This window comes from Butyrivibrio sp. AD3002 (assembly GCF_000420905.1).
In the GTDB taxonomy this organism is placed as follows: Bacteria; Bacillota; Clostridia; order Lachnospirales; family Lachnospiraceae; genus Butyrivibrio.
The window spans coordinates 317451-339991 of record NZ_ATVV01000001.1; the positions used below are offsets into that span (position 1 = coordinate 317451).

General features: G+C 40.3%; 19 protein-coding genes and 1 pseudogene. 1 reads left to right on the forward strand and 19 read right to left on the reverse strand.

Features of this window, described 5'->3' with window-relative positions:
* Positions 1–4: 4 nt before the first annotated feature.
* The 6 genes from ilvD to G596_RS23345 form a co-directional block, all read right to left on the reverse strand.
* Positions 5–1669 (reverse strand): dihydroxy-acid dehydratase, encoded by a 1665-nt coding sequence (gene ilvD / locus G596_RS0101370; protein WP_022760034.1) that lies wholly within the window; start codon positions 1667–1669, stop codon positions 5–7.
* A gap of 9 nt (positions 1670–1678) precedes the next feature.
* A complete protein-coding gene (locus G596_RS0101375) occupies positions 1679–3319 on the reverse strand; it encodes a glycosyltransferase family 39 protein (RefSeq protein ID WP_022760035.1) in 1641 nt (546 codons plus the stop codon).
* Positions 3300–4400 (reverse strand): 3-isopropylmalate dehydrogenase, encoded by a 1101-nt coding sequence (leuB, locus tag G596_RS0101380; protein WP_022760036.1) that lies wholly within the window; start codon positions 4398–4400, stop codon positions 3300–3302. The genes G596_RS0101375 and leuB overlap by 20 nt, the downstream gene beginning before the upstream one ends.
* A 94-nt stretch (positions 4401–4494) precedes the next feature.
* Positions 4495–4860, reverse strand: coding sequence for a preprotein translocase subunit YajC (gene yajC, locus G596_RS0101385; RefSeq protein WP_026497470.1), 366 nt, complete (start codon positions 4858–4860; stop codon positions 4495–4497).
* A gap of 85 nt (positions 4861–4945) precedes the next feature.
* A complete protein-coding gene (tgt, locus tag G596_RS0101390) occupies positions 4946–6127 on the reverse strand; it encodes a tRNA guanosine(34) transglycosylase Tgt (protein ID WP_022760037.1) in 1182 nt (393 codons plus the stop codon).
* An 84-nt stretch (positions 6128–6211) separates the two neighbouring features.
* Positions 6212–7189 carry a M15 family metallopeptidase gene (locus G596_RS23345; protein WP_022760038.1) on the reverse strand — a complete coding sequence of 326 codons (978 nt, stop codon included), beginning with the start codon at positions 7187–7189 and terminating at the stop codon, positions 6212–6214.
* 307 nt (positions 7190–7496) lie between these two features.
* On the opposite strand from G596_RS23345, the gene aroC reads away from it, so the two are divergent.
* The gene (aroC, locus tag G596_RS0101400; RefSeq protein WP_022760039.1) at positions 7497–8597 is read left to right on the forward strand and encodes a chorismate synthase; all 1101 of its coding nucleotides are present in this window, start codon (positions 7497–7499) and stop codon (positions 8595–8597) included.
* A 54-nt stretch (positions 8598–8651) separates the two neighbouring features.
* Here aroC and G596_RS0101405 read toward each other — a convergent pair whose 3' ends face one another.
* The 13 genes and pseudogenes from G596_RS0101405 to gltA form a co-directional block, all read right to left on the reverse strand.
* Positions 8652–9746, reverse strand: a complete 1095-nt coding sequence (locus tag G596_RS0101405) for a lactonase family protein (protein WP_022760040.1) — start codon at positions 9744–9746, stop codon at positions 8652–8654.
* A 45-nt stretch (positions 9747–9791) separates the two neighbouring features.
* Positions 9792–10874: a class II aldolase/adducin family protein gene (locus G596_RS23350; RefSeq protein ID WP_022760041.1), complete on the reverse strand. Its 1083-nt coding sequence runs from the start codon at positions 10872–10874 to the stop codon at positions 9792–9794.
* Between the two features lie 20 nt (positions 10875–10894).
* Positions 10895–12166, reverse strand: a complete 1272-nt coding sequence (locus tag G596_RS0101415) for a glutamate-5-semialdehyde dehydrogenase (RefSeq protein ID WP_022760042.1) — start codon at positions 12164–12166, stop codon at positions 10895–10897.
* Positions 12163–12780: a 5-formyltetrahydrofolate cyclo-ligase gene (locus G596_RS25925; protein WP_442855838.1), complete on the reverse strand. Its 618-nt coding sequence runs from the start codon at positions 12778–12780 to the stop codon at positions 12163–12165. The genes G596_RS0101415 and G596_RS25925 overlap by 4 nt, the downstream gene beginning before the upstream one ends.
* Positions 12766–14442: pseudogene (locus tag G596_RS20495) on the reverse strand (NAD(P)/FAD-dependent oxidoreductase); the annotation flags it as partial. The pseudogene G596_RS20495 and the gene G596_RS25925, both read right to left, overlap by 15 nt.
* Positions 14439–15671: an aminoacetone oxidase family FAD-binding enzyme gene (locus G596_RS20500; RefSeq protein ID WP_022760044.1), complete on the reverse strand. Its 1233-nt coding sequence runs from the start codon at positions 15669–15671 to the stop codon at positions 14439–14441. The gene G596_RS20500 and the pseudogene G596_RS20495, both read right to left, overlap by 4 nt.
* A gap of 5 nt (positions 15672–15676) precedes the next feature.
* The gene (locus G596_RS0101430) at positions 15677–17299 is read right to left on the reverse strand and encodes a polysaccharide biosynthesis C-terminal domain-containing protein (RefSeq protein WP_022760045.1); all 1623 of its coding nucleotides are present in this window, start codon (positions 17297–17299) and stop codon (positions 15677–15679) included.
* A 19-nt stretch (positions 17300–17318) separates the two neighbouring features.
* A complete protein-coding gene (ybeY, locus tag G596_RS0101435) occupies positions 17319–17822 on the reverse strand; it encodes an rRNA maturation RNase YbeY (protein ID WP_022760046.1) in 504 nt (167 codons plus the stop codon).
* The gene (locus G596_RS0101440) at positions 17806–19092 is read right to left on the reverse strand and encodes a hypothetical protein (RefSeq protein WP_022760047.1); all 1287 of its coding nucleotides are present in this window, start codon (positions 19090–19092) and stop codon (positions 17806–17808) included. The genes ybeY and G596_RS0101440 overlap by 17 nt, the downstream gene beginning before the upstream one ends.
* A 3-nt stretch (positions 19093–19095) precedes the next feature.
* Positions 19096–20124, reverse strand: coding sequence for a PhoH family protein (locus G596_RS0101445; protein ID WP_022760048.1), 1029 nt, complete (start codon positions 20122–20124; stop codon positions 19096–19098).
* The gene (gene rlmH, locus G596_RS0101450; protein ID WP_026671150.1) at positions 20121–20600 is read right to left on the reverse strand and encodes a 23S rRNA (pseudouridine(1915)-N(3))-methyltransferase RlmH; all 480 of its coding nucleotides are present in this window, start codon (positions 20598–20600) and stop codon (positions 20121–20123) included. Before rlmH ends, G596_RS0101445 begins: the two co-directional genes overlap by 4 nt.
* Entirely contained in the window at positions 20600–21088 is a 489-nt protein-coding gene (locus G596_RS0101455; RefSeq protein ID WP_022760050.1) for a hypothetical protein, read from the reverse strand. Before G596_RS0101455 ends, rlmH begins: the two co-directional genes overlap by 1 nt.
* A gap of 56 nt (positions 21089–21144) precedes the next feature.
* On the reverse strand, positions 21145–22533 hold the full coding sequence (gene gltA, locus G596_RS0101460) for an NADPH-dependent glutamate synthase (RefSeq protein WP_022760051.1): 1389 nt from the start codon (positions 22531–22533) through the stop codon (positions 21145–21147).
* Between the last annotated feature and the right edge of the window lie 8 nt (positions 22534–22541).

Below are 22541 nucleotides of genomic sequence, written 5' to 3' on the forward strand. Positions count from 1 at the left end.
CCTTTTACTTTATTTCTAAGATAGCGCCTCTGTTACCACTGGTAACCATCTTTTCATAGCGTGAAAGATATCCTGTTGTTACCTTGGGCTGTCTCGGCTTCCACTGTGCCTTTCTCTTTGCAAGTTCCTCATCGGATACTTTAACATCGAGCTTATTATTATTAATATCTATGGAAATAATATCGCCTTCCTGAACAAGCGCTATAGGTCCTCCGACAGCTGCCTCCGGTGAAACATGTCCAATGGAAGCGCCTCTGCTAGCTCCTGAGAATCTTCCGTCTGTGATAAGAGCAACTGAAGAACCAAGTCCCATACCTGCAATTGCGGATGTAGGATTAAGCATCTCTCTCATACCGGGGCCACCCTTAGGTCCTTCATATCTGATAACAACTACATCTCCTGCTACAATCTTGCCACCAAGAATAGCAGCAATTGCATCTTCTTCGCAGTCAAATACTCTTGCAGGGCCTTCATGAGCCATCATCTCCGGAACCACTGCTGATCTCTTTACGATACCGGTATCAGGCGCAAGATTTCCTTTAAGAACTGCTATTCCACCATTGGGCATATAGGGATTCTCGATAGGTCTGATAACCTCCGGATCGAGATTTCTGACATTGGCAATATTTTCTCCTACAGTCTTTCCTGTGCAGGTAATAAGATCGGTATGAAGAAGGTTCTTCTTGTTAAGCTCAGCCATAACAGCATAAATACCGCCTGCCTCATTAAGATCCTCCATATATGTAGGACCTGCAGGTGCAAGATGACAAAGATTGGGAGTGCGATCCGAAATCTCGTTCGCCATCTCCATATCAATATCAATTCCTGCTTCATGCGCAATTGCGGGAATATGAAGCATGGTGTTTGTAGAGCATCCAAGAGCCATATCCATAGCAAGCGCATTTTCAAAGGCTTCCTTGGTCATAATATCTCTTGGACGGATATTGTTTTTAACAAGTTCCATTATCTGGTAGCCTGCCTTCTTAGCAAGTCTGATACGTGCCGAGTATACAGCAGGAATTGTTCCATTACCGCGAAGACCCATTCCGATTGCTTCGGTAAGACAGTTCATGGAGTTTGCGGTGTACATACCTGAACAAGATCCGCAGGTAGGGCAAACCTTTTCTTCAAATTCAGAAAGCTCGTCTTCTGTCATATTACCGGCAGAATAGGTTCCGACTGCCTCGAACATGGAACTTAAAGATCTCTTTTTTCCTCCGACCCTTCCTGCCATCATCGGTCCGCCGGAACAGAAAATAGTAGGTATATTTACTCTTGCAGCAGCCATAAGAAGTCCGGGAACGTTCTTGTCACAGTTGGGTATCATTACCATACCATCAAAAGCGTGTGCCATTGCAAGGCACTCGGTGCTGTCCGCAACAAGATCTCTTGTAACAAGTGAGTATTTCATTCCGATATGTCCCATTGCAATACCGTCACATACTGCTATTGCAGGTACAATAACAGGCATTCCGCCGGCTTCCGCAACGCCAAGCTTTACAGCCTGAGCAATTCGATCAAGTTCCATATGTCCGGGAATAATATCACTCTGAGAACTGACAATACCGATAAGAGGCTTTTTCCTCTCCTCAGCAGTAAAACCAAGTGCATTAAACAGACTTCTGTGAGGTGCCTGTTGAAGTCCTTCCATTACGCGATCACTGTTCATAATAACCTCCTATCTTTTGTAAAGAACAAAGTCTTCATTTTCATAAAAAATAAAATAATTGGCATTTATATAGTCCCAGGGTAAGGATTCATAATTCGCATAAAACTTCCAGCTATCCTCCCCAGTATACCCTTCTGTCATCATATCTCTGTCAACAAGAATATAATCACAGTCTGTAACATCTGAATTTTCACATTCAATATTCCAACCAAACTTAAGCAAATATTGTTGGTCACAATCAAGTACACATATATTCTTTTTTTGAGACGGATGCGCTATATACAAAGCATTATAACAATTCGTTTCACGAATACCATACTGGCTGTGATATTCCGGTTTCAGCATAAGAACCGCGCAGAAAGCTATCATAGCTATAACGGGCACCCATTTAATCATAGCTCTAAGAGACCCGGCATTCTCGTTTTTTCGTAAAAAATATCTAATCATCGTACTCTGATGTTCAAGTACAAATGCATATGCAATTGCAGTAAGAACACCCACATAGGAAAACACCCTGTAATAAGGGAGTTTAGCTTGAATGATCAGCATAATGGGATAGCCCATTATATTAAAAATCATCAAAAGATTAAATATGGTTCTACTGTTTTCAAAATGTCTGACACACTCGGCAATCAGTATTATCAGTGCACATATTGAAATCAAAAGAGTCACTATGCCGAATCCCGGAAACATAAGTCCGCTTAAGGATTTAGTCCAGCTGGCAAAACTGGTGAAGTATCCGGTTCTGCTCACACTCTGAATATAAGGCTGAGAAAGCATATAATTAAGGCCTTCCCGCACCGCTGCAAAAGGATGTGACAATATAAGCTTAGTATGAGACATCCCAAAGAATCGCCCCGCTTCATCCTTTACCAGAAGATTTGAACCGACAGCAAGCCATATTATCAGATACAGGCAAAAGACTATTACAGCTGAAATAAGGCCTGTGATAATACAGTTTTTCAGCCTTTTAAAATATCTTGTCTTCCATATAGAATCACGATAATCATAAGTCCTGTATCCATTAACCAGAAGAAATATTCCGGCAGCAAGGCAGGATGGTATCACCCAGTAAATACTACTCGGTAATGTATATAAACCAAGTATTAATGCAAAACCAAAGACAATGTAATCGGGAAGCTTAAATTCCTCCGATCTGCATATAATCGTAAGTTGTCGCAGAGTAATCAAAAAGCATGTACAGGCCAGAGTATACCCTCTCCCCTGTATTGACAGGTCGTTAACCAGCATGCAGGAAAAGAAAAGAAGCATTGCGCCATACGCATAGCAATCTTCCAAAAACCTTCTGCTCAGTCTGTATACAAGATATGGATTAAAAACAGCGCAAAGAAATGATATTCCCCTCAGCCCTATATATGAGTTGCCAAATGTATTGAGCAGTGATGACAGAACAGAATATCCAACATGATTGTTGGGAAGTGGCCAGTGGATAGCGGAATATACCGGCCCTCTGCTTATAAAATAGTAATATGTATAGAGCTCATCATACCAGGGGGTTAGATAAGTGGCCCTCCATATATAGTAAAAAGCCATTGCTATTATAGAGAGAACCACAACCATATCTATCGGTTCCTGGGGCAGATAATCGTATAAAGTTTTATCTTCAGGTTCAGTTGATTCTCGAAGCAATTATATCTCCCATCTTCCTGCATCCGCACTTTTTATCTTCACTTATATTTTCGCCGGCGCGAATAAGATCAGAAGTACGATAGCCCTCTTCAAGAGCTTTTTTTACAGCATTTTCGATGCTGTCCGCTTCTTTCTCAAGTTTAAATGTATATCTAAGCATCATGGCAGCTGAAAGAATGGTTGCAATAGGATTTGCAATATCCATTCCGGCAATATCAGGTGCACTTCCATGACTTGGCTCATATAATCCAAAGCTAGTCTCATTAAGTGAAGCACTGGGTAGCATTCCTATGGATCCGGTAACCATGCTGGCTTCATCAGAAAGAATATCTCCAAACATATTCTCTGTAAGTACAACATCAAATTGAGAAGGATCCTTAACCAGCTGCATAGCACAGTTGTCTACAAGCATATGTGAGAGTTCCACTTCCGGATAATCCTTCGCAACCTCCTCGACAACCTTTCTCCAAAGCCTCGAGGAATCAAGAACATTAGCCTTATCAACACTGATTACCTTTTTAGAGCGCAGCATCGCAACATCAAAGGCTTTAATAGCTATTCTTCTAATCTCGCTCTCAGTGTAAACAAGAGTATCGGTTGCGACCATCTCCCCGTCAACTTCCTTTGTGTATCTGTCACCAAAATATAGACCACCCGTAAGTTCGCGCATTATTAAAAGATCAAAGCCTTTTTCAGAGGTCTCTGATTTAAGAGGGCATGCATCCTTTAACTCTGGATACAAGAAAGCAGGTCTTAAATTTGCAAAAAGATTCAAGGATTTACGAAGCCTAAGAAGTCCGGCTTCAGGTCTGAGAGATGGCTCAAGCTTATACCAGGGTGAAGTGGAAGTATTTCCACCGATTGAACCCATGAGAACAGCATCAGCCTGTTTACAAGTTTCGATAGTTTCATCTGTAAGTGGTGATCCGTATGCATCAATCGATGCTCCGCCCATCAGAACATCCGTGAAAGCAAACTCATGTCCATAAGCTTCAGCGACTTTATTAAGTACTTTCTTGGCTTCTGCTACGATTTCCGGACCGATTCCGTCACCAGGAATACATGTTATCCCCATTTTCATAATCATTTCTCCCCATATTATAATGATAGCCGGCAAAAATTTTTGTTCCGCCGGCTGCCACTTTATAATGCAGACTTAAAAACAAGTCTTCTTTTTACTTGGATTTTTCTTCTTTTGAATTATCCTTTACAGCATCCTCAGGCTTTTCAACCTCTACGATAGCATCTTTAACCATAGGAATGCGGCAATTCTTGTTGTTACCAAACTCAACGATAACTGTTGATGACTCATCATCAATATCGATAACAGTTCCGATAAATCCTCCTGTAGTACGAACGCTGTCTCCTACAGCGAGCTGAGAAAGGAGCTGTGCTTTCTGCTTCTGTTCCTTTCTCTGAGGACGGATCATAATAAAATACAGAACCGCAAAAATAGCAACATAAACAAGTATGATCAACATACCGCCGGCTCCGCCTGCTGCACCGGTACTTTCGAGAGCCATAGTGTTAACAAAACTCATATCAACCTCCAAATATCCTTTTTACTAGCTTTGTAAGCATATGAATAATCTTACAATTAATAGCACTTTAAAACAAGTATACTTTTTAACCCTTTTTCCAACCTTTTGCTATATCATATCTTTCAGCCGGTTCATCCTTATCAAATTCCTTCATGGCATCAAGGGTTTCTTCTTTAAACTTTTTATATCTTCCCTCATCAAGGGCACTTCTGATATCCTCCATAAGATGATTATAGAAATACAGATTATGAAGAACACACAATCTCATTCCCAGCATCTCGCCGGATTTAAGAAGATGTCTTATATAGCTTCTTGAATATCTTCTGCAAGCAGGACAATTACATCCCTCTTCGATCGGTCTGTCATCCAATTCATATTGTGCATTAAGAAGATTAATATGACCTCTCCTTGTGTAAAGATGTCCATGCCTTCCGTTTCGACTGGGATAAACGCAGTCAAAGAAATCAATTCCTCTGTCAACTGCCTCCAGGATATTGGCCGGAGTACCGACTCCCATAAGATATGTAGGCTTATTCTTAGGCAAATGATCTGTTACAATATCAAGAACATGATACATCTCCTCATGCGTCTCACCTACCGCAAGTCCACCTACAGCATAACCATCAAGCTCCATCTCTGAGATTCTCTTAGCATGTTCAATTCTGAGGTCATCAAATATGGCACCCTGATTTATTCCGAACAAAAGCTGATCCTTATTTATTGTATCCGGAAGAGAATTAAGTCTTTTCATCTCATCCTGACAACGCTTAAGCCATCTGGTGGTTCTGTCCACGGAAAACTTTACATAGTCATGATCAGCACGTGCTGAGGGACACTCATCAAACGCCATCGCAATAGTAGAAGCTATATGGGACTGTATCCTCATACTCTCTTCCGGTCCCATAAAAAGTTTATGTCCGTCAATATGCGATCTGAAGTATACTCCCTCTTCCTTAATTCTCCTGTTCTCAGAAAGAGAAAATACCTGAAATCCACCTGAATCGGTCAAGATAGGCTTATTGCAGCTCATAAATTTATGCAGTCCACCCATCTTATAGATAACATCATCACCCGGGCGCAGATGAAGATGATAGGTGTTGGACAAAACTACCTGTGTATCAATCTGCTCAAGATCTTCTGTGGATACTGCTCCTTTAATGGCAGCAACGGTCGCAACGTTCATAAAAACCGGCGTTTCGATTTTGCCGTGAACTGTTTCGAAGCTGGCTCTCTTAGCCATTCCTTCCTGTTTTAAAATCTTATACATTCATTATCCTTCCGCTTCATGAAATAACATCTTTTTTATATAAAAATGGAAGCTGTTGCATTATATTGCAACAGCCCCAAAAAATCAATCATACAAATACATATCCCAAAATTCTTCCAGACAAAGGTCCTGCTCATGCATTATCGTAGCAGCATCGACACCAACATATCTGAAATGCCATGGCTCGTATTCGATACCTGTAATGTTTTCCTTGCCTTTAAGATATCTTACGATAAAGCCATAATTATAACTGTTATCCGCAAGCCATTTACCTGCAGCAGTATCGCCAAATCCCTCATCCAGACTGTAGTAAGTCCCACAGACAATGTCAAATGCAAGCCCTATCTGGTGCTCAGAGGCTCCGGGCACGGTAACTGCCTGCGATGTTACATTATAAGCATCCTTGTATGAAAGCCCTGCCTCAAGGTAATTATTTATTTTCCTGGAAAACAGCCCCTCCTGACGATCATTGTCTCTGAAAGGAGAACAAATTGCCAGGTTTATTCCTGCATTTGCAGCATCTTTAATCATCGCCATAAGGGGTGAAATAACCCTTTTATCACAATGCATTGATTCATTTATATCACCAAAGGGGAATTCGTAACCCTCCGGTATTGGATGCTGTTTATTTACAAGAATCAATTTCCAGTCTGTTTTGTCAAACGATACTTCCGAAGAATCCTCTGTCTCTTTAAAATCATCCTCAGAATCATCTAAATCATCTATCTGATTAGCAAGTACAAATCCCTGTGCAAGCTCCTGATCCTCGGAAAGTCCGTTATCCTCTTCCTCAATGATCTTATCCTTATCAACAGGCGTATTCGAAGCGAGCTCTGCTTCTGATTCTGAAGAAACAGCCTCGAGTGAATCCAAAGTATAATACTCTTTCTGCTCCGCCTCTTTATCAAAATCCGAAATAAAGCTGACGTTCAGACTGATTGCATCCGGATAAGTAAAACTACTGCTGGCGATAAAGAAAAACAAAATGCTTGCAAGGCATGTATACCTTTTAACATTGTGGCAAAAATGAAGCCCAATGTTATAAAAAAGTAATACTACCATCGCGTAAAACATCCCCAAAAATTTTAATTTCTTGTGCTTTCGGTTAAACGAGCGGACCTGTTCCATTAACTTATCCCGGAACGTCGGTCCCATCTGTAAACTATTTGCACGCATTACATACCAACCTCATAAAAAAAATTTTCATTTCTATTTTAGCACTTTTGCATAATATTTAAACAAAAAATTAAGAATATTTTAAGGAATACCACATTTTCATCATAAAATCAAGGTTTTTTGTTTGTTTTGTTTCAAAATATGTGTAAAATAAAGAAAAATAATTTCAAAAAAGAGAAGAAGGACATAATTTATGAGCGGATCTACATTCGGTAAAAACATTTCAATGACAACCTGGGGGGAATCTCACGGAGCCGCACTGGGTGTCGTTTTAGACGGGTTTCCTGCCGGTCTTGAACTTTCCGAAAGCGATATACAGTCATTTCTTGACAGAAGGAAGCCCGGATCTTCGAAAGTCACTACCCCAAGAAAAGAAAATGATTCAGTAAAAATCCTTTCAGGAATATTTGAAGGAAAAACCACCGGAACACCTATTTCTTTGATGGTCGAAAATACTTCACAGATATCTGCCGATTATTCTGAGATAGCCGGATACTACAGACCCGGTCATGCAGATTATGGTTTTGATAAAAAATACGGTTTCAGAGACTATAGAGGTGGCGGCAGAAGTTCAGGCCGTGAAACTATCGGCCGTGTTGCTGCAGGGGCAATATGTCATAAGCTCCTTTCGCAGTTGGGAATAGATGTATATGCTTATACCAGATCCATCGGTGATGTTGCTATCGATGATTCCAAATTCGACAGGGCTCAAATTTTAAGTTCCATTACAGCCATGCCTGATGCCCAAGCTGATAAAAGAGCAACCGATCTTATTGTTAATTGCAGGGAAAAAGGTGATTCCGTTGGCGGAGTAATCGAATGCAAAATAACAGGCATGCCGGCAGGTATCGGTGAGCCCGTCTTTGATAAGCTTGATGCCCTGCTTTCTAAGGCTGTTATGAGCATAGGTTCTGTAAAAGCCGTAGAGATCGGGGATGGAGTACTTGTATCCTCAGCTTTTGGTTCCGACAATAATGACGCATTTTGTATGAATGGCGACAAAGTCTCCAAAAAAACAAACCACTCCGGCGGAATACTTGGCGGAATGAGTGATGGAACCGATATTCTCCTCCGTGCCCATATAAAACCTACACCAAGCATTTCTTCAACGCAGCAAACAATAAATAAAAAAAATGAAGAGATTGAAATTAATATAAAGGGACGCCATGACCCTGTTATTGTACCCCGTGCGGTCGTAGTTGTTGAATGCATGTGCGCTTTCACTATACTTGATCTCCTTATGTCCAACATGCACTCAAGGATTTCCTACCTGACCGACTTTTATAGTCGCTAAAAAATCAGCCGGTATACATAGTATGCCGGCTGATTTTTTAGTATAAATAATTTTTTAATTATCCCTAACTTTGATTCTCTCCCCAAGTTTATGGAATACAATACAGTTGGGACGGTCAACTTTCATTTCAGGACCGTTCATAACAAGTGTATTCTTATCAAAATTTACATTGAAGAAAGTCATTGTACTTGATTCCTGATTAAGTGATACCAAATGCTTGTTATCAGGGAACAGACATGCATCCTTTGGATACTCTCCGGAAATAGGAAGTTCGATCTTCTTTGTTAATAGACCGGTTTCCTTATCAACCTTATAAACAATTACATTGTTTTCGCCCGCAACAGAGCTTACAAGATAATTGTAATCATCGGAGAATTTCAGAGCACTGCTGGCAACACCGATTGTATCCTGTTCATCAGAATTCTGTACTGACTGGATCTCTTCAAATGAAGGAAGCCCCTTCTCCTCTGTATATTGATAAACATTGATGCTGCACTGCTGCTCAAATACGACATAAAGGAATTTACCATCCTGTGAAAACTGCATATGTCTGGGAGATGATTCCTGATCACAGTGAATTACATCGATATCAGAAATCTTACCGTTTTCAGTATCGAATCTGTAAACATTAACACGATCCATACCAAGATCAGCAGCAAGAAGATATTTATTATCCTTGGTCACTTTTATGCATTGCACATGTGGTGTATGGTTTCTACCTGCTATTGTGCCAAGCCCCTTATGGAATTTCTCATCGGTAATCTTCCCGATACTTCCATCTTCCTTAAGCTCCAGAATAGTAACCTTACCATCATGGTAGCCTGCGCATACAAGAAACTTATCATGCTGATCCATATTGATATAACAGCCACGCATACCATTAATTGATGCCTTGTTGAGAATTGTAAGGCTACCGTCATCCTCAATGTGATAAGCCTCAACACCGGCATCTGTAATCGAATATAGTGTCTCTCTGCTGTGTGACAGAACAATGTAAGAAGAATTGGTGATTTTTACCTTCTCCTTCTCTGTCAATCTTCCGTTCTTCATATCTACATCATAGATACGAATACCGTAGTTTTCCTTAGAACCTGAAGTATAACTCGCAACGTAAGCTACGTACGAATCTTTTTTTGTTTCCTTCGCCATAACCTGTCACCTCATAAAATTTTTTGTATATAAATATAATACATGCTATTTTACTGAATTTGCAAGGATACTATAATTCTTTATGTAGTTTCTGTTCATCTTTTTACAGTCGAATAAAGATATAAATCTTCCCTCTCCGAATCTTGTTGCACTGATATGAGCAAGGCATCCTTTATCAAGCACAAGAGCCGCAGATTTCGCGTTTTCTTCGGTATCTCCGAGACAATAAGCTCCGTCATTATATGCAAAAACGGCATTAATATTTTTCTTAACCACAAGGGGGGCTCCCTCTGCAGTCGGAATTCGGACACTTATTCCAATTATCTGAGCGAAGTCATCAAGAAGCGGTCTCATGTGATTTACTCTTCTTGATATTGTCATAACAGCTTCGGACTTGTTATGGAAAACGTAGTGTACATCAGGCCTTTTGGAATATATTGTCTGATGAATCAGTTTAACTCTCTCAGGAGTATCATTCCTAAGGTAAACTATTTTACCATCTTCCAGTTTACTGCTGAATCCTTCAATTATTTCATTTGGAATCTCAGTTTTACATATACTGTATATATATTTTTTTGATGCCATTTCAAGCTTTATTGCTTCATTGACAGCGTCTCTGGCGTTATGTCCGAAACATACGGCGCCGTGATTAGCCATGATAATGCTTCTGGTTTCATTATTTTTGATTGCTGCATCCTTAACGTTATCCGCCAGAGTTTTAGTTCCGGGAAGTGCATATTCGGCAACAGGAAAAACAATTTTACGTTCCTTATGTTCTGCCTTAATCCTCTTTTTCCCAAGAGCCCCGACACAGGTTGCATATACCTGATGCGTATGAACAATAAATTCCGCATCATTCCTTGAACTGTATATTGCAGTATGTACCAGATACTCACTTGAGGGTTTGTATTCTCCTTCATAAGAACCATCCTCAATTGAAACAACAGGAAGCATCTGAGGTTCCAAATCTTCATATCTTATGCCGCTTGGCGTTATAAGATAATGTTTATCATCAATCCTTGCGCTTATATTTCCCCAGGTTCTTACAATAAGTCCCTGTTCAAGTAGAGAAAGCGACACATCGATTATCTCTTCTCTCAATCTCTGAATTTCTTCTTTCGTCTTCATCCTGCTTTTTCTTTCTGCTTTTATTCTCTAATCTGGCCATCACCTGTAATGGCATATTTGTAGGAGGTAAGTTCCTTAAGTCCCATAGGCCCTCTGGCATGGAGCTTTTGCGTGCTTATTCCGATTTCGGCGCCAAAGCCAAACTGAAATCCGTCGGTAAACCTTGTTGAAGCATTTACATACACACAAGCTGCATCAACACCGTTCAAAAACAACTCGGCGCTTTCCTTATCTTCAGTAATTATGCTCTCGGAATGACCTGTATTATATTTATTGATATGCTCTATGGCTTCCTTGGTACTCTTAACAGTTTTTACAGATAAAATATAATCAAGATACTCAGTGGCAAAATCTTCCTCAGTAGCTTTTTTAGCTCCGGGCAAAAGCTGAATCGAAGCATCATCAGCTCTGAGTTCAACATTATGCTCCTGCATAGCGGCATTCAGCCTCGGCAGCAGGTCATTCTTAATATCCTCGTGAACCACAAGTGATTCGGCCGCATTACAAACACCTATTCTCTGGGTTTTAGCATTTATTATTATCGGAATAGCTTTATCAATATCTGCTGTTTTATCAATGTATATATGACAGTTACCGCTTCCGGTTTCTATCACTGGAATCTTGCTGTTCTCACACACCATCTTTATCAGGCCTGCGCTTCCTCTCGGAATAACAACATCAATATACTCTCTAAGAGAAAGCATTTCACCCACCGCGCTCCTATCAGTAAAAGGAATAAGCTGTATAAAATCGGGATTATATCCTTTTGCTTCAATAGCCTTCCTGATGATGTCGGTAATTACCATATTGGAGTTTATCGCATCAGATCCCCCCTTTAAAATAACAGCATTTCCTGCTTTAAAGGTAAGACTGAATGCATCAGCGGTTACATTTGGTCTTGACTCGTATATTATGCCGATAACACCAAGCGGAACACTTACTTTTTTAATCTTCAGTCCATTCTCAAGTTCCCAGCTGTCTATAACATTACCGATAGGATCGGGAAGCTCGGCTACCTGCCTGATTCCCTCAGCCATATCCTCTATTCTGCTTTCGGTAAGGCGAAGTCTGTCAAGGAGCCCCTGATGCATTCCTTTCTCCTCACCGTTTTTTATATCAATACCGTTCGCCTTAAGAATATCTTCGGTGCTGTCTGTCAAAGCTTTTGCTACGCTTAAGAGCGCCTCGTTTTTTTCGCTCTCCGTGAGATTTTGAAGCTCAAATTTCGCACTATGAGCCTTTTGTCCCATTGTCTTTATAGTCTCGCTAATGTTATCTTTTGGGATACTCATATACTTATCTTCTCCTTATCGGTGATTATCATTGATGTCTTGAAATCGAAACTACCCATATATTCTGTAAGATCATCAGATACAAGCTGAAAATTATATCCAATTGCTATAGGTTTCATAGTATCATCACTGATCTCATTTTTAAAGCGCATTATATATCTGTCGTAGAATCCGCCTCCGTAGCCTATTCTGTTTCCTTTTCTGTCAAATAATAATCCCGGCAGAATAATGAGTGTCTTGCCTTCATGTCCTTTATACAAAACGGAATCATTGTTTATCTGAGGCTCGTTTATTCCAAATTTCCCGGGTATTAAATCACTAAGGGCTTCTATTCTCACAAATTCCATAGCTCTGCCTTTAGTATCTGTTATCACGGGGCAGAAAACATTTTTATTATCACTTAAAGCACTGCATATTATATTATGAGTATCTGCTTCATTACCCATACTGCAATAAACCAGAATGTTATTCGCATCTGTATATTCTTTTGAATCTATTAGTTTCTCAAATATGTTGCTATCTAGCACAGCTTTTTCTTTTTCAGAAAGCAAATTACGCTTATCGGACATCTGCTTTCTAAGTTCTTCCTTCGGGCATCTGTAATGAATTGCAATCTGCTCTGCAACTCTTATTCCATCCATAGCAGCAGACGTTATTCCGCCGGCATAGCCTGCACCTTCTCCGCAAGGATAAAGCCCTTTGATTCCCAGTGCTTCAAGATTATCATCCCTATTAATTCTGACAGGAGAAGAAGTCCTTGATTCAACACCTGACAAAATAGCATCATCGGAGTCAAATCCTTTTATCATTCTTCCAAACTGTTCCATACCTTCAGTAATGGAAAGATTTATATTATGCGGCAATATTTCATGTACCGGTGCAAATTTCCACAATCCTTTTATTCTTGGCTGGTTTCTTTCGGATTCATGTCTATTGTTTACATCATTATCTAAAACCGCATTCTTGAAATCATCATAATACTCTGCCGGAACCTTTCCCTCTCCGATACTAAATGCCTTCTCTTCAAGTCTTCTTTGAAATTCCATACCGGATAGGACATCACTGCCTCCAAAGTCCTTCGGTTCCACAGTTACTACTATTGCGCTGTTAGCATTATCTCCGTCGCGCCCGGAATAACTCATACCATTAACGCAAAGTCTGTTTTCTTCCGATGAGGCGTTGACCACATACCCCCCGGGACACATGCAAAATGAGTACACACCTCTTCCATCCGAGCTTCTGGCTGTAACTTTATAAGGAGCGGGAGGTAATGACTCCGGTTTTTCTATCCCATACTGAGATTTATTGATCAAAGTCTGCGGATGTTCAACTCTAAGGCCAACCGCAAAGGCCTTTGGCTCCATATTTATGCCTGTTTCTTTTAGCTCCTCAAATGTGTCTCTTGCACTATGACCGATTGCAAGAACGACAATATCAGATCTAAACTGTTTACCGTTATCACACTTAACACCTTTTATTTTCCCATCAGAAATCACAAGCTTTGTGACCTGTGTTTCAAAGTAAAATGTGCCTCCAAGCGCTATTATTTCATTTCTGATATTTTTTATGACTTTTCTTAAAACATCCGTACCAATATGCGGTTTGGATTCGAAAAGAATATCTTCCTTCGCACCGAATTCATGAAAGACAGAAAGGCATTCAAGTGCAAGGCCCTTCTTATCCTTGACCATAGTATTTAGCTTACCGTCTGAAAAAGTACCGGCACCACCCTCTCCAAACTGCACATTGCCTTTTGGCAGCAGCTTGCCACCGTTCCAAAAGTTTTCAACAGCTTCATGCCTTTTATCAATATCCATGCCCCTCTCTAATACGATTGGGCAATACCCTGCATTTGCAAGTTCATAAGCACAAAAAAGACCGGCGGGCCCGGATCCGATAATAATCGGTCTTGTGACACCTCCGCTGTACTCTCTTTTGCTTTCCTCATCTTCTTTTCTGTTTACTGGGAACTTATATTTCTTTGAAGAAACAACAGCTGCAGTTTTGCATCTGGATTTTTTTATCACCTCATCTTCGGAAGGCGCTTTTGAAGAGAGTCTCAAATCCACTACATAAACATCGTAGATTTCCGCTTTTTTTCTGGCATCTATTGAATGCTTGCGTATTATTATCTCGGAAATGTTTGAAGGATTGATTTTTAAAAGCTTAGCTGCTTTATTTTTGAGATTGTTTTTTATCGCATCAAAAGGTTCGCTACCTTTTAGGTAAGCTTCGAAGCCATTATTTCTTATTTTTACCGAATTTAATCGTATCATAAGGAGCCTGCAGCCTCCCCTGCAATATATCCGCTGGTCCATGCCCACTGAAGATTATAACCACCGCATCTGCCATCGACATCGCATAACTCGCCGACAACATAGACTCCCGGACACCTTTTTGACGAAAGAGTGTCAGAGAGATCGCCTAAACTTATACCACCACGGGTTACCTGAGCTTTTTTATAGTCACCGATACCTGTAATATTGATTCTTATATCCCTATATTTATATAAAATGCATGCCAGCATCGACTCGCCTACGTTTTTAACTTTCATGCCCCTGCTAATTTTCATTCTGCGAAGTACCATTTCATTAATATGAGAATTGCAAAAGCCATCCAGAAGATCGCCAACCTTTCTTTCCTCCGAAAGGCACATCATCCTATCTACAAGAGCGTCAAATTCGCCATCACTGTATCCGGGAAAGAAATCAATTGAACAGGTAACAGGTCTTCCCTTTGAAAGATGTTCTGCAACTGTCCCAGATGCCTGCATAACAGGAATTCCGGAAATACCTTTTGAGGTTATCTGAACCTCACCGTACTCTTTCGCTATCTCCCCGTCGCCAATCATAAATGTCACACGGGCAAGTGCTCTCACACCACTTTCCGTGGGAAGTGTCTCATCCTCAGAAAGAAGAGAAACCAGTGCCGGAAACGTATCTTTCTTTGTCATTCCTAGCTGTTCACATATATAGTAGCCATCTCCGGTTGAACCTGTTGACTTCGGACCTGCCAGGCCTCCTGTTGAAAGAATTACACTGTCGGCTCCATATTCACCCTTGTCGGTTTTTACAGTAAAAGTACCGTCCTCATTTTTGATAATGCGCTTTACCTGCTCATTATACGTGAAATCTACGCCAAGCCTTACACATTCATTTAAAAGTACAGAAACAACAGAGCCAGCTTGCCCTGATATGGGATAAAGATATCCATCTTCTCCTACTATGACCAGGCCAAGAGAAGAAAAAAACTCAGTTACTCTGTCAACGCCAAACTGCTTAAGCCATTTCTTCATTCTTGTCCTTGAGTTGACATTATAATCATCCGGGGACACCTTGAGATTGGCAAGATTACAGCGACCATTTCCGGTCATGGAAAGTTTCTTCCCACAAACATCTGTTTTTTCTATAATTCTCACTACGGCGCCTTTTCTTGCAGCAGCAATTGCAGCGCACATACCTGAGGCACCGCCTCCCGCAATTACAACTTGATTTCTTGATGACACTTTTTTTAATTCCTTTCTCCGTTCACCATATCCGAAACAAGAGCAAAATAATCTCCCAGAGGCATTCTCTCTACTTCATAACGATTCACGCTTCTTAAAACAATAAGCAGAAGCATATATATCACAAATGCAACAACAACGCATATGAATAATGTCAGTATTTCTCCAATAATATTTACCAGAATACGGTCTATCAAAAGTGCAATAAGTCCTGAGCCAGCAGCTGCAATGAGCGGCATAAGAATATTTCTTACCATTTGCAGATTAACATCAAGCATAACCTTGATTTCCAAAAGCCCAAGAATTCCCTGAACAACAAACATTGCAGCAAAAGCTGCTATTGATGCATGAATTCCAAAGCCTCCTATATAGGACATTGCCAGAAGAACTGCAAAATGGATGATTACACCGATTATTAAATTCATAGCCATCACAAACTTATTTTTCAACTGTTTCAACAAAAAGGATTGAAATACAATGATTGCCGCAGGAATCACTACCGGAATTGCAAGTATTACCATATCAACTCCCGCATCATTACTTTTCCCGAAAACAACAGTATTAAAAGTATTAGCCAGAAGCATAATCCAAATAACTACAGGGAAAATAAGCATTGCTTCAAAATGAACAAGACTCTGTAGTCTGACTCTTGCAGACTTATAATCCTTTTTCATAATGCTGACATGAACACCGTACCAGGATTTTACAAACGGAAGGGCTGTAATGAATACAAAAAATACCACAACCGCAACACATTGACCGATATAAATTCCCCAGTTATCAATATTATCTTCCATGGGATGAAGCTTATGTGCAACATTCAAGTATACACACTCATCAGCAAGAACCAGCAATCCTGTGGCTGCTGCTATTATGCAATTAGTAATGAGATCATTTACGCACTCGTTCTTATGGTTATCATTCACCGGTATACTATCCTGCGTCTTCTCATTAAGGTCTTTCTTTCTGATAAGAAACATTATAGTCACAAAAAGAAAACTTATCAGTGAGCTGATAGCAATACCAAGGCAGGCACCAATAGCACCATATGCAGGTGCAATATCATCTACATGCATAAGTGCATCTACTTTTTTACCATAGTCAAATACCGCATTTGACAAAACAAAGGTTGAAACAACCGTAATACATGTAAGAATGGCATCTGAAATGATAGAAACGATAGCAAAACCGGATCCGCTTAAATATCCTCTTAAAACACCCTGAATACTCAGGAACAAAAATACGGGCGAAACCAAAAGAAGTACATAAAAACTTCTCGGCGAGTGAAATACCGGATTAGCCAGAACTATTGAAATTCCAGCACTGAAAAGAGTACAGAAAAGACCAACGCCAAAGCTTATAAACATAAGTTGCCTTACATTTTTCCTTGCTGATAGCATCTGGCTTCTGTGCAATCTGTTTTTAACCATCTCCCGTGTGGTGTTTTCAAAAGCACAGATAAAAACAAGATAAGCTACCATAAATAAAGAAATTGGAGCAGCAAGAAAGCCTACCCCGTCAGCTCCGGCCATATCAAAAAATGCTACCAAAAGAGCCATAATAGCCAATATAAAAATCATTCCGGACGAAAGAACAACGTCCGGTCTTATCCTAAACTTTTTACTCATACCTCTCACCCGTTTCCGCTTAGTCTCTGGTAATTCCCAGTGACTGCAAAACATTTTCCTGTTTTTCTTCCATCACTTTGGCTTCATCCTCTTCCATGTGGTCATATCCACAAAGATGAAGCATGGAATGTGCCACAAGAAAGGCAAATTCTCTAAGCTCACTATGCCCGAATTCCTCAGCTTGCTGCCTTACACGGTTTTCATTTATAACTATGTCCCCCAAAACTATGAGGCCGCTCTCAGGATCCGTAACATCTATCTTTTGTTCACCCATTGCTGCCGAAAAATCTCCCGGATTTTCGTAGCTTATATTGGGGAATGAAAGCACATCTGTTGGAGAATCGATTTCGCGAAATTCTGAATTGATCTGCCTTATACCTTCATCATCCGTTATCAGAAGGCTAAGCTGAACATCAAACGGACATCCTTCACTCTTAAGGACTTCTCCCGCAACCTTCTTTGCAGTCTCTTCAATATCAAAAGAAAACTTCGCATCAACTTCATTATCAACGAAGAAAATCATAATATAGTTTCTCCTTTTTCATAAGCTTTTTCATGCGTTCAATTTCATAAAGAGAAATATCATAATTATACAGATCTTTATTTTCTATCTTATGAAGGAAAATCTTATCTATAAGTTCATCGTAATTGATCTTTGTATTCTTATCCTTTTCAAAAAGGTACGTAATAGAAGCAATCAGCGTCTCACACATAAAAATGATAGCCGCTTCCTTTGAGCGGTGTTTTGACTTATCATTTTCAATATATTCTTTAAGATACTGCACAGCCTCATCAGGAAAGTTATTCTCAATATAAAAATGCTTAACCTCGTCCCATGTTTTTGAGTCGTCAATAACACCGATCTTATAATAATAAGACATAGTCTTTACAGCTCTGGCATTCAGTCCAAGATCCATGGCTATTCTCTCAGAAAGGTATGCAATATGAATTGCCCTAAAATAGGCTGCCTTATCCTTCTCTTTGAGCCTGACCAAAAGCGGAAATTCCGTGTCATTAATGTCCATGTATCTGTCATTACTTTTTCTTATGACATAAACCCCGAAGATATTCAAAAGAATAAGCATCAAAATTATTGTCACAACGATATTAACAATCGGAACAATAAGCATAGTAGGGGTAAGTGTCCTATTCTGAAAAAGTATGTCATACGCTACAATAAGTGAAAACAGCAGCGCCATGGAAATGAAAACCGGAAAACCGATTTTTGTCGTTTCATTAAGATCACGTAAGAGGACAAGTACAACTGCTCCGGCAACAAAATAGATAAAGAATTCCGAATAACTCCCCTCTTTTTCAAGAAGAACCGAGAACATTACAAGCATTGAGCCTGAGAACAGACCAATCTCATTTGTGGAAAAAAGACCAAGCAAAAGGAAAATAAAAACATAGGGCCAAACCTCTGCAGTAATAAGCGGAAGTGCCATAGAAATAATCAGCCCAACATAATATGAAAATACATATCTGTTTCGTTTTTGACCGTTGTCGTATGCAAAAAGTCCACGAACACTGGCATCATTTATCATGTATAGCAAAACACCGCCACATAGAAAACCCGTAAAAGTATTCCTTATAACAACCTCAATGCTTAATTTGTAAAGAATTGAAAATCCTAAAAGCATAAGTCCTGTTACAAAAAAAATTGATCCAAAGAAAAATCTTATAGGTCCCTCCCCCTTATCAAAAATTGATGTCAAAACAGGGTTATCACCTCTTACCTGATTATTTTCCGTCTGCTTACCGTTTTCTGCTGCTACTCCGTTTACATGTGTCATGATTTAATGTCTTTCCCGCCTCTTAATTGCACGTTTTTTTTCTTCGTTGGTTTTGGATTTTTCAAAATCCTCATATGCCTTAACTATCTGCTGAACCAGTGGATGACGTACAACATCCCTGCTGGTCAGATTGCAAAATGCTATATCATCTATTTTCTTTAACACAGCTGATGCAACATCCAAACCGGACTTTGTATCAGCCGGAAGATCCTTCTGCGTCGAATCTCCTGTGATAATGACTTTTGAGCCAAACCCGATTCTTGTCAGGAACATCTTCATTTGAGCAGGCGTTGTGTTCTGCGCCTCATCAAGAATTATAAATGAATTATCGAGAGTTCTTCCCCTCATATATGCAAGAGGAGCAACCTCAATAAGACCTTTTTCCATATTTTTGACAAAATTGTCTGCACCCATTATCTGATACAATGCATCATAAAGAGGCCTCAGATATGGATCAACCTTACTTTGAAGATCCCCCGGCAAAAATCCGAGCTTTTCTCCTGCTTCAATAGCCGGCCTTGTAAGAATGATTCTCTCAACTTCTCCTTTTTGAAAAGCTGTTATTGCCATCGCCATACCAAGATATGTTTTACCGGTTCCGGCCGGTCCCAACCCGAAAACTATCATGTTGTTTCTAATGGCATCTACATATTTCTTCTGCCCGAGTGTCTTGGGTTTAATTGGCTTACCATTAATTGTATGGCAGATAACATCTCCATCAATCTGAGTCAGAACATGCCCTTTTGCCTGGATTTCATCTTCCGTCGGTTCATTACTAATCTGAATGGCATAATTTATGCTCTGTTCCTCAATCTCAGACCCTGTTTCGGAGAGATCTGCCAGTTCAGCAATAATATCTGCAGCCTTTTTTACGGCTTCGCCTGTACCAATAATATGAAGTTCCCCGCCTCTGTCTATTATTTCAACCTTAAGGTTATCCTCAATCTTGCGAATATACTTATCATGCTGCCCGAATATACTTTGCATCTGTTCTATTCCAAGATGCATAGTCTTCTCAGTAATATTACTCATTTATGATATGGTTCTCCATTAATTATTCTATGTGCGCGATATATCTGCTCAAGCAGTATCACGCGCATCATCTGATGAGGAAAAGTCATATCCGAAAAGCTTATTTTTCTTTCGCATGCTTTTAATACCTCATCAGAAAGTCCTAAAGACCCACCGATGATAAACTGTAGCTTGCTCACACCTCTTGTACATTCATCCTGAATGGTATCCGCAAAGGATGTGGAAGAGAATCGTTTTCCGTCAATAGCAAGAGCAAACTTAAGAGCCTTCTGATCTATATGCTTTAAAAGACGTTCTCCTTCTTTTTCCTTTATCTGCTGTTCCAATGCAGGCGGAGCATTATCCGGAGTCTTCTCATCCTGAACTTCAATAATATTTAGCTTACAGTATCTTGTGAGTCTTTTGGAATATTCCGAAATAGCTTGATTCCAATATTTCTCTTTAATCTTTCCGACACAGAGAATATCAATAGCTATCAATTTTCATCTCCGTAAAGTTTGTCATAGTAATTGTCAATAAAAGAATCTACGAGTTCCTCACTGACATTTACATATTTTTTCATTATTTCCTTCTTAATAAACTCCGAACGTTTAAAGAACAGGCTCTCCTTATCGGTAAGCTGTTCATATTCTTCGTCATCATCATACATATGTGTATCTATGTAATCAGAAGTCAGTTCTGCCTCGCTCCAGGCCTTTATCTTCTCAAGAACGGTGTCTTCCTCAGCCGCTTTTCCTTTGAAAATCTTATAGCTTCTGACTGCAAGAATACCCATAACAAAAAACAGTACAAAAAGTGCACCCATGACTCCGCAGGTAAGGTATTTATTAAACATAGGCATATCCAATGGATTTTTTACAAGAAAAAGCACATCTGCGATAAGTCCTATTGCACCAACGGTAATTAGCATTATTCCTGATGACTGATTATCTTCTGCTTTTTGAGCACTGCTCTGATATACCATATACATCCCTCATCCGGCGTAAACGCCGCCTTCCCCCAGAGGGGGAAGGTTTTTTGTTATTTTGAAAGATACTCGTCAATTCCCTTGGCTGCAGCCTTACCTGCACCCATTGCAAGTATAACAGTTGCTGCACCGGTAACTGCGTCACCGCCTGCGAATACACCCTCTTTAGATGTCTTTCCGCTCTCTTCATCGGCAACGATACATTTTCTTCTGTTGATTTCAAGTCCTTCTGTAGTGCTTGAAATAAGAGGATTGGGGCTTGTACCAAGTGACATGATTACAGCATCACACTCAATCTCAAATTCAGAGCCCTTAACTTCCACCGGACTTCTTCTGCCGCTCTCATCAGGCTCACCAAGCTCCATTCTAATACACTTGCAGCCCTTAACCCATCCATCCTCGTTCTCAAGGATCTCAACCGGATTGCAGAGAAGATCGAAAATGATACCCTCCTGCTTAGCGTGCTCAACTTCTTCCTTTCTTGCAGGAAGTTCTTCCTCGCCTCTTCTGTAAACGATATGAACCTCTGCACCAAGACGAAGTGCTGTACGTGCAGCGTCCATAGCAACGTTACCACCGCCGACAACAACACACTTTTTAGGCTTCATGATAGGAGTGGTACTATCCTCTGAGAAAGCCTTCATAAGATTACTTCTTGTGAGGAATTCGTTTGCAGAGAATACACCTAGAGCCTGCTCACCGGGAATATTCATAAATCTTGGAAGACCTGCACCGGATCCAACAAATACAGCCTCGAAGCCTTCATCCTTCATTAATGAATCTATCGTTACAGATTTTCCGATAACAACGTCTTTCTCAATCTTAACGCCGAGAGACTCAACGTTCTCAATTTCTTTCTTAACGACCGCATCCTTGGGAAGACGGAATTCCGGAATACCGTAAACAAGTACTCCGCCAGCTTCGTGAAGCGCTTCAAAAATAGTTACATCGTAACCGATTCTCGCAAGATCACCTGCACAGGTAAGACCTGCAGGGCCGGAACCGATAACCGCAACCTTCTTTCCTTTCTTCTCCTTAGCGCCTTCGGGCTTGATACCCTTTTCTCTTGCAGTATCAGCAACAAATCTCTCAAGCTTACCGATGGAAACTGCATCGCCTTTAACACCGCGAACACACTTTCCTTCACACTGGCTCTCCTGAGGGCATACACGACCGCATACAGCGGGAAGTGCACTTGACTCACTGATAGTCTGATATGCTGTAGCAACATCTCCGGCCTTAAGCTCCTGGATGAACTTAGGTATATTAATAGAAACCGGGCATCCCTTTACGCACTGAGGATTGGGGCAATTAAGGCATCTCTCAGCCTCAGCGATTGCTTCCTCTTCATTGTATCCCAAACAAACTTCTTCAAAATTGGTAGCGCGAACCTTAGGATCCTGCTCGCGTACCGGAACTCTTGTCCAAACGTCTTGTGCCATCTTTATCT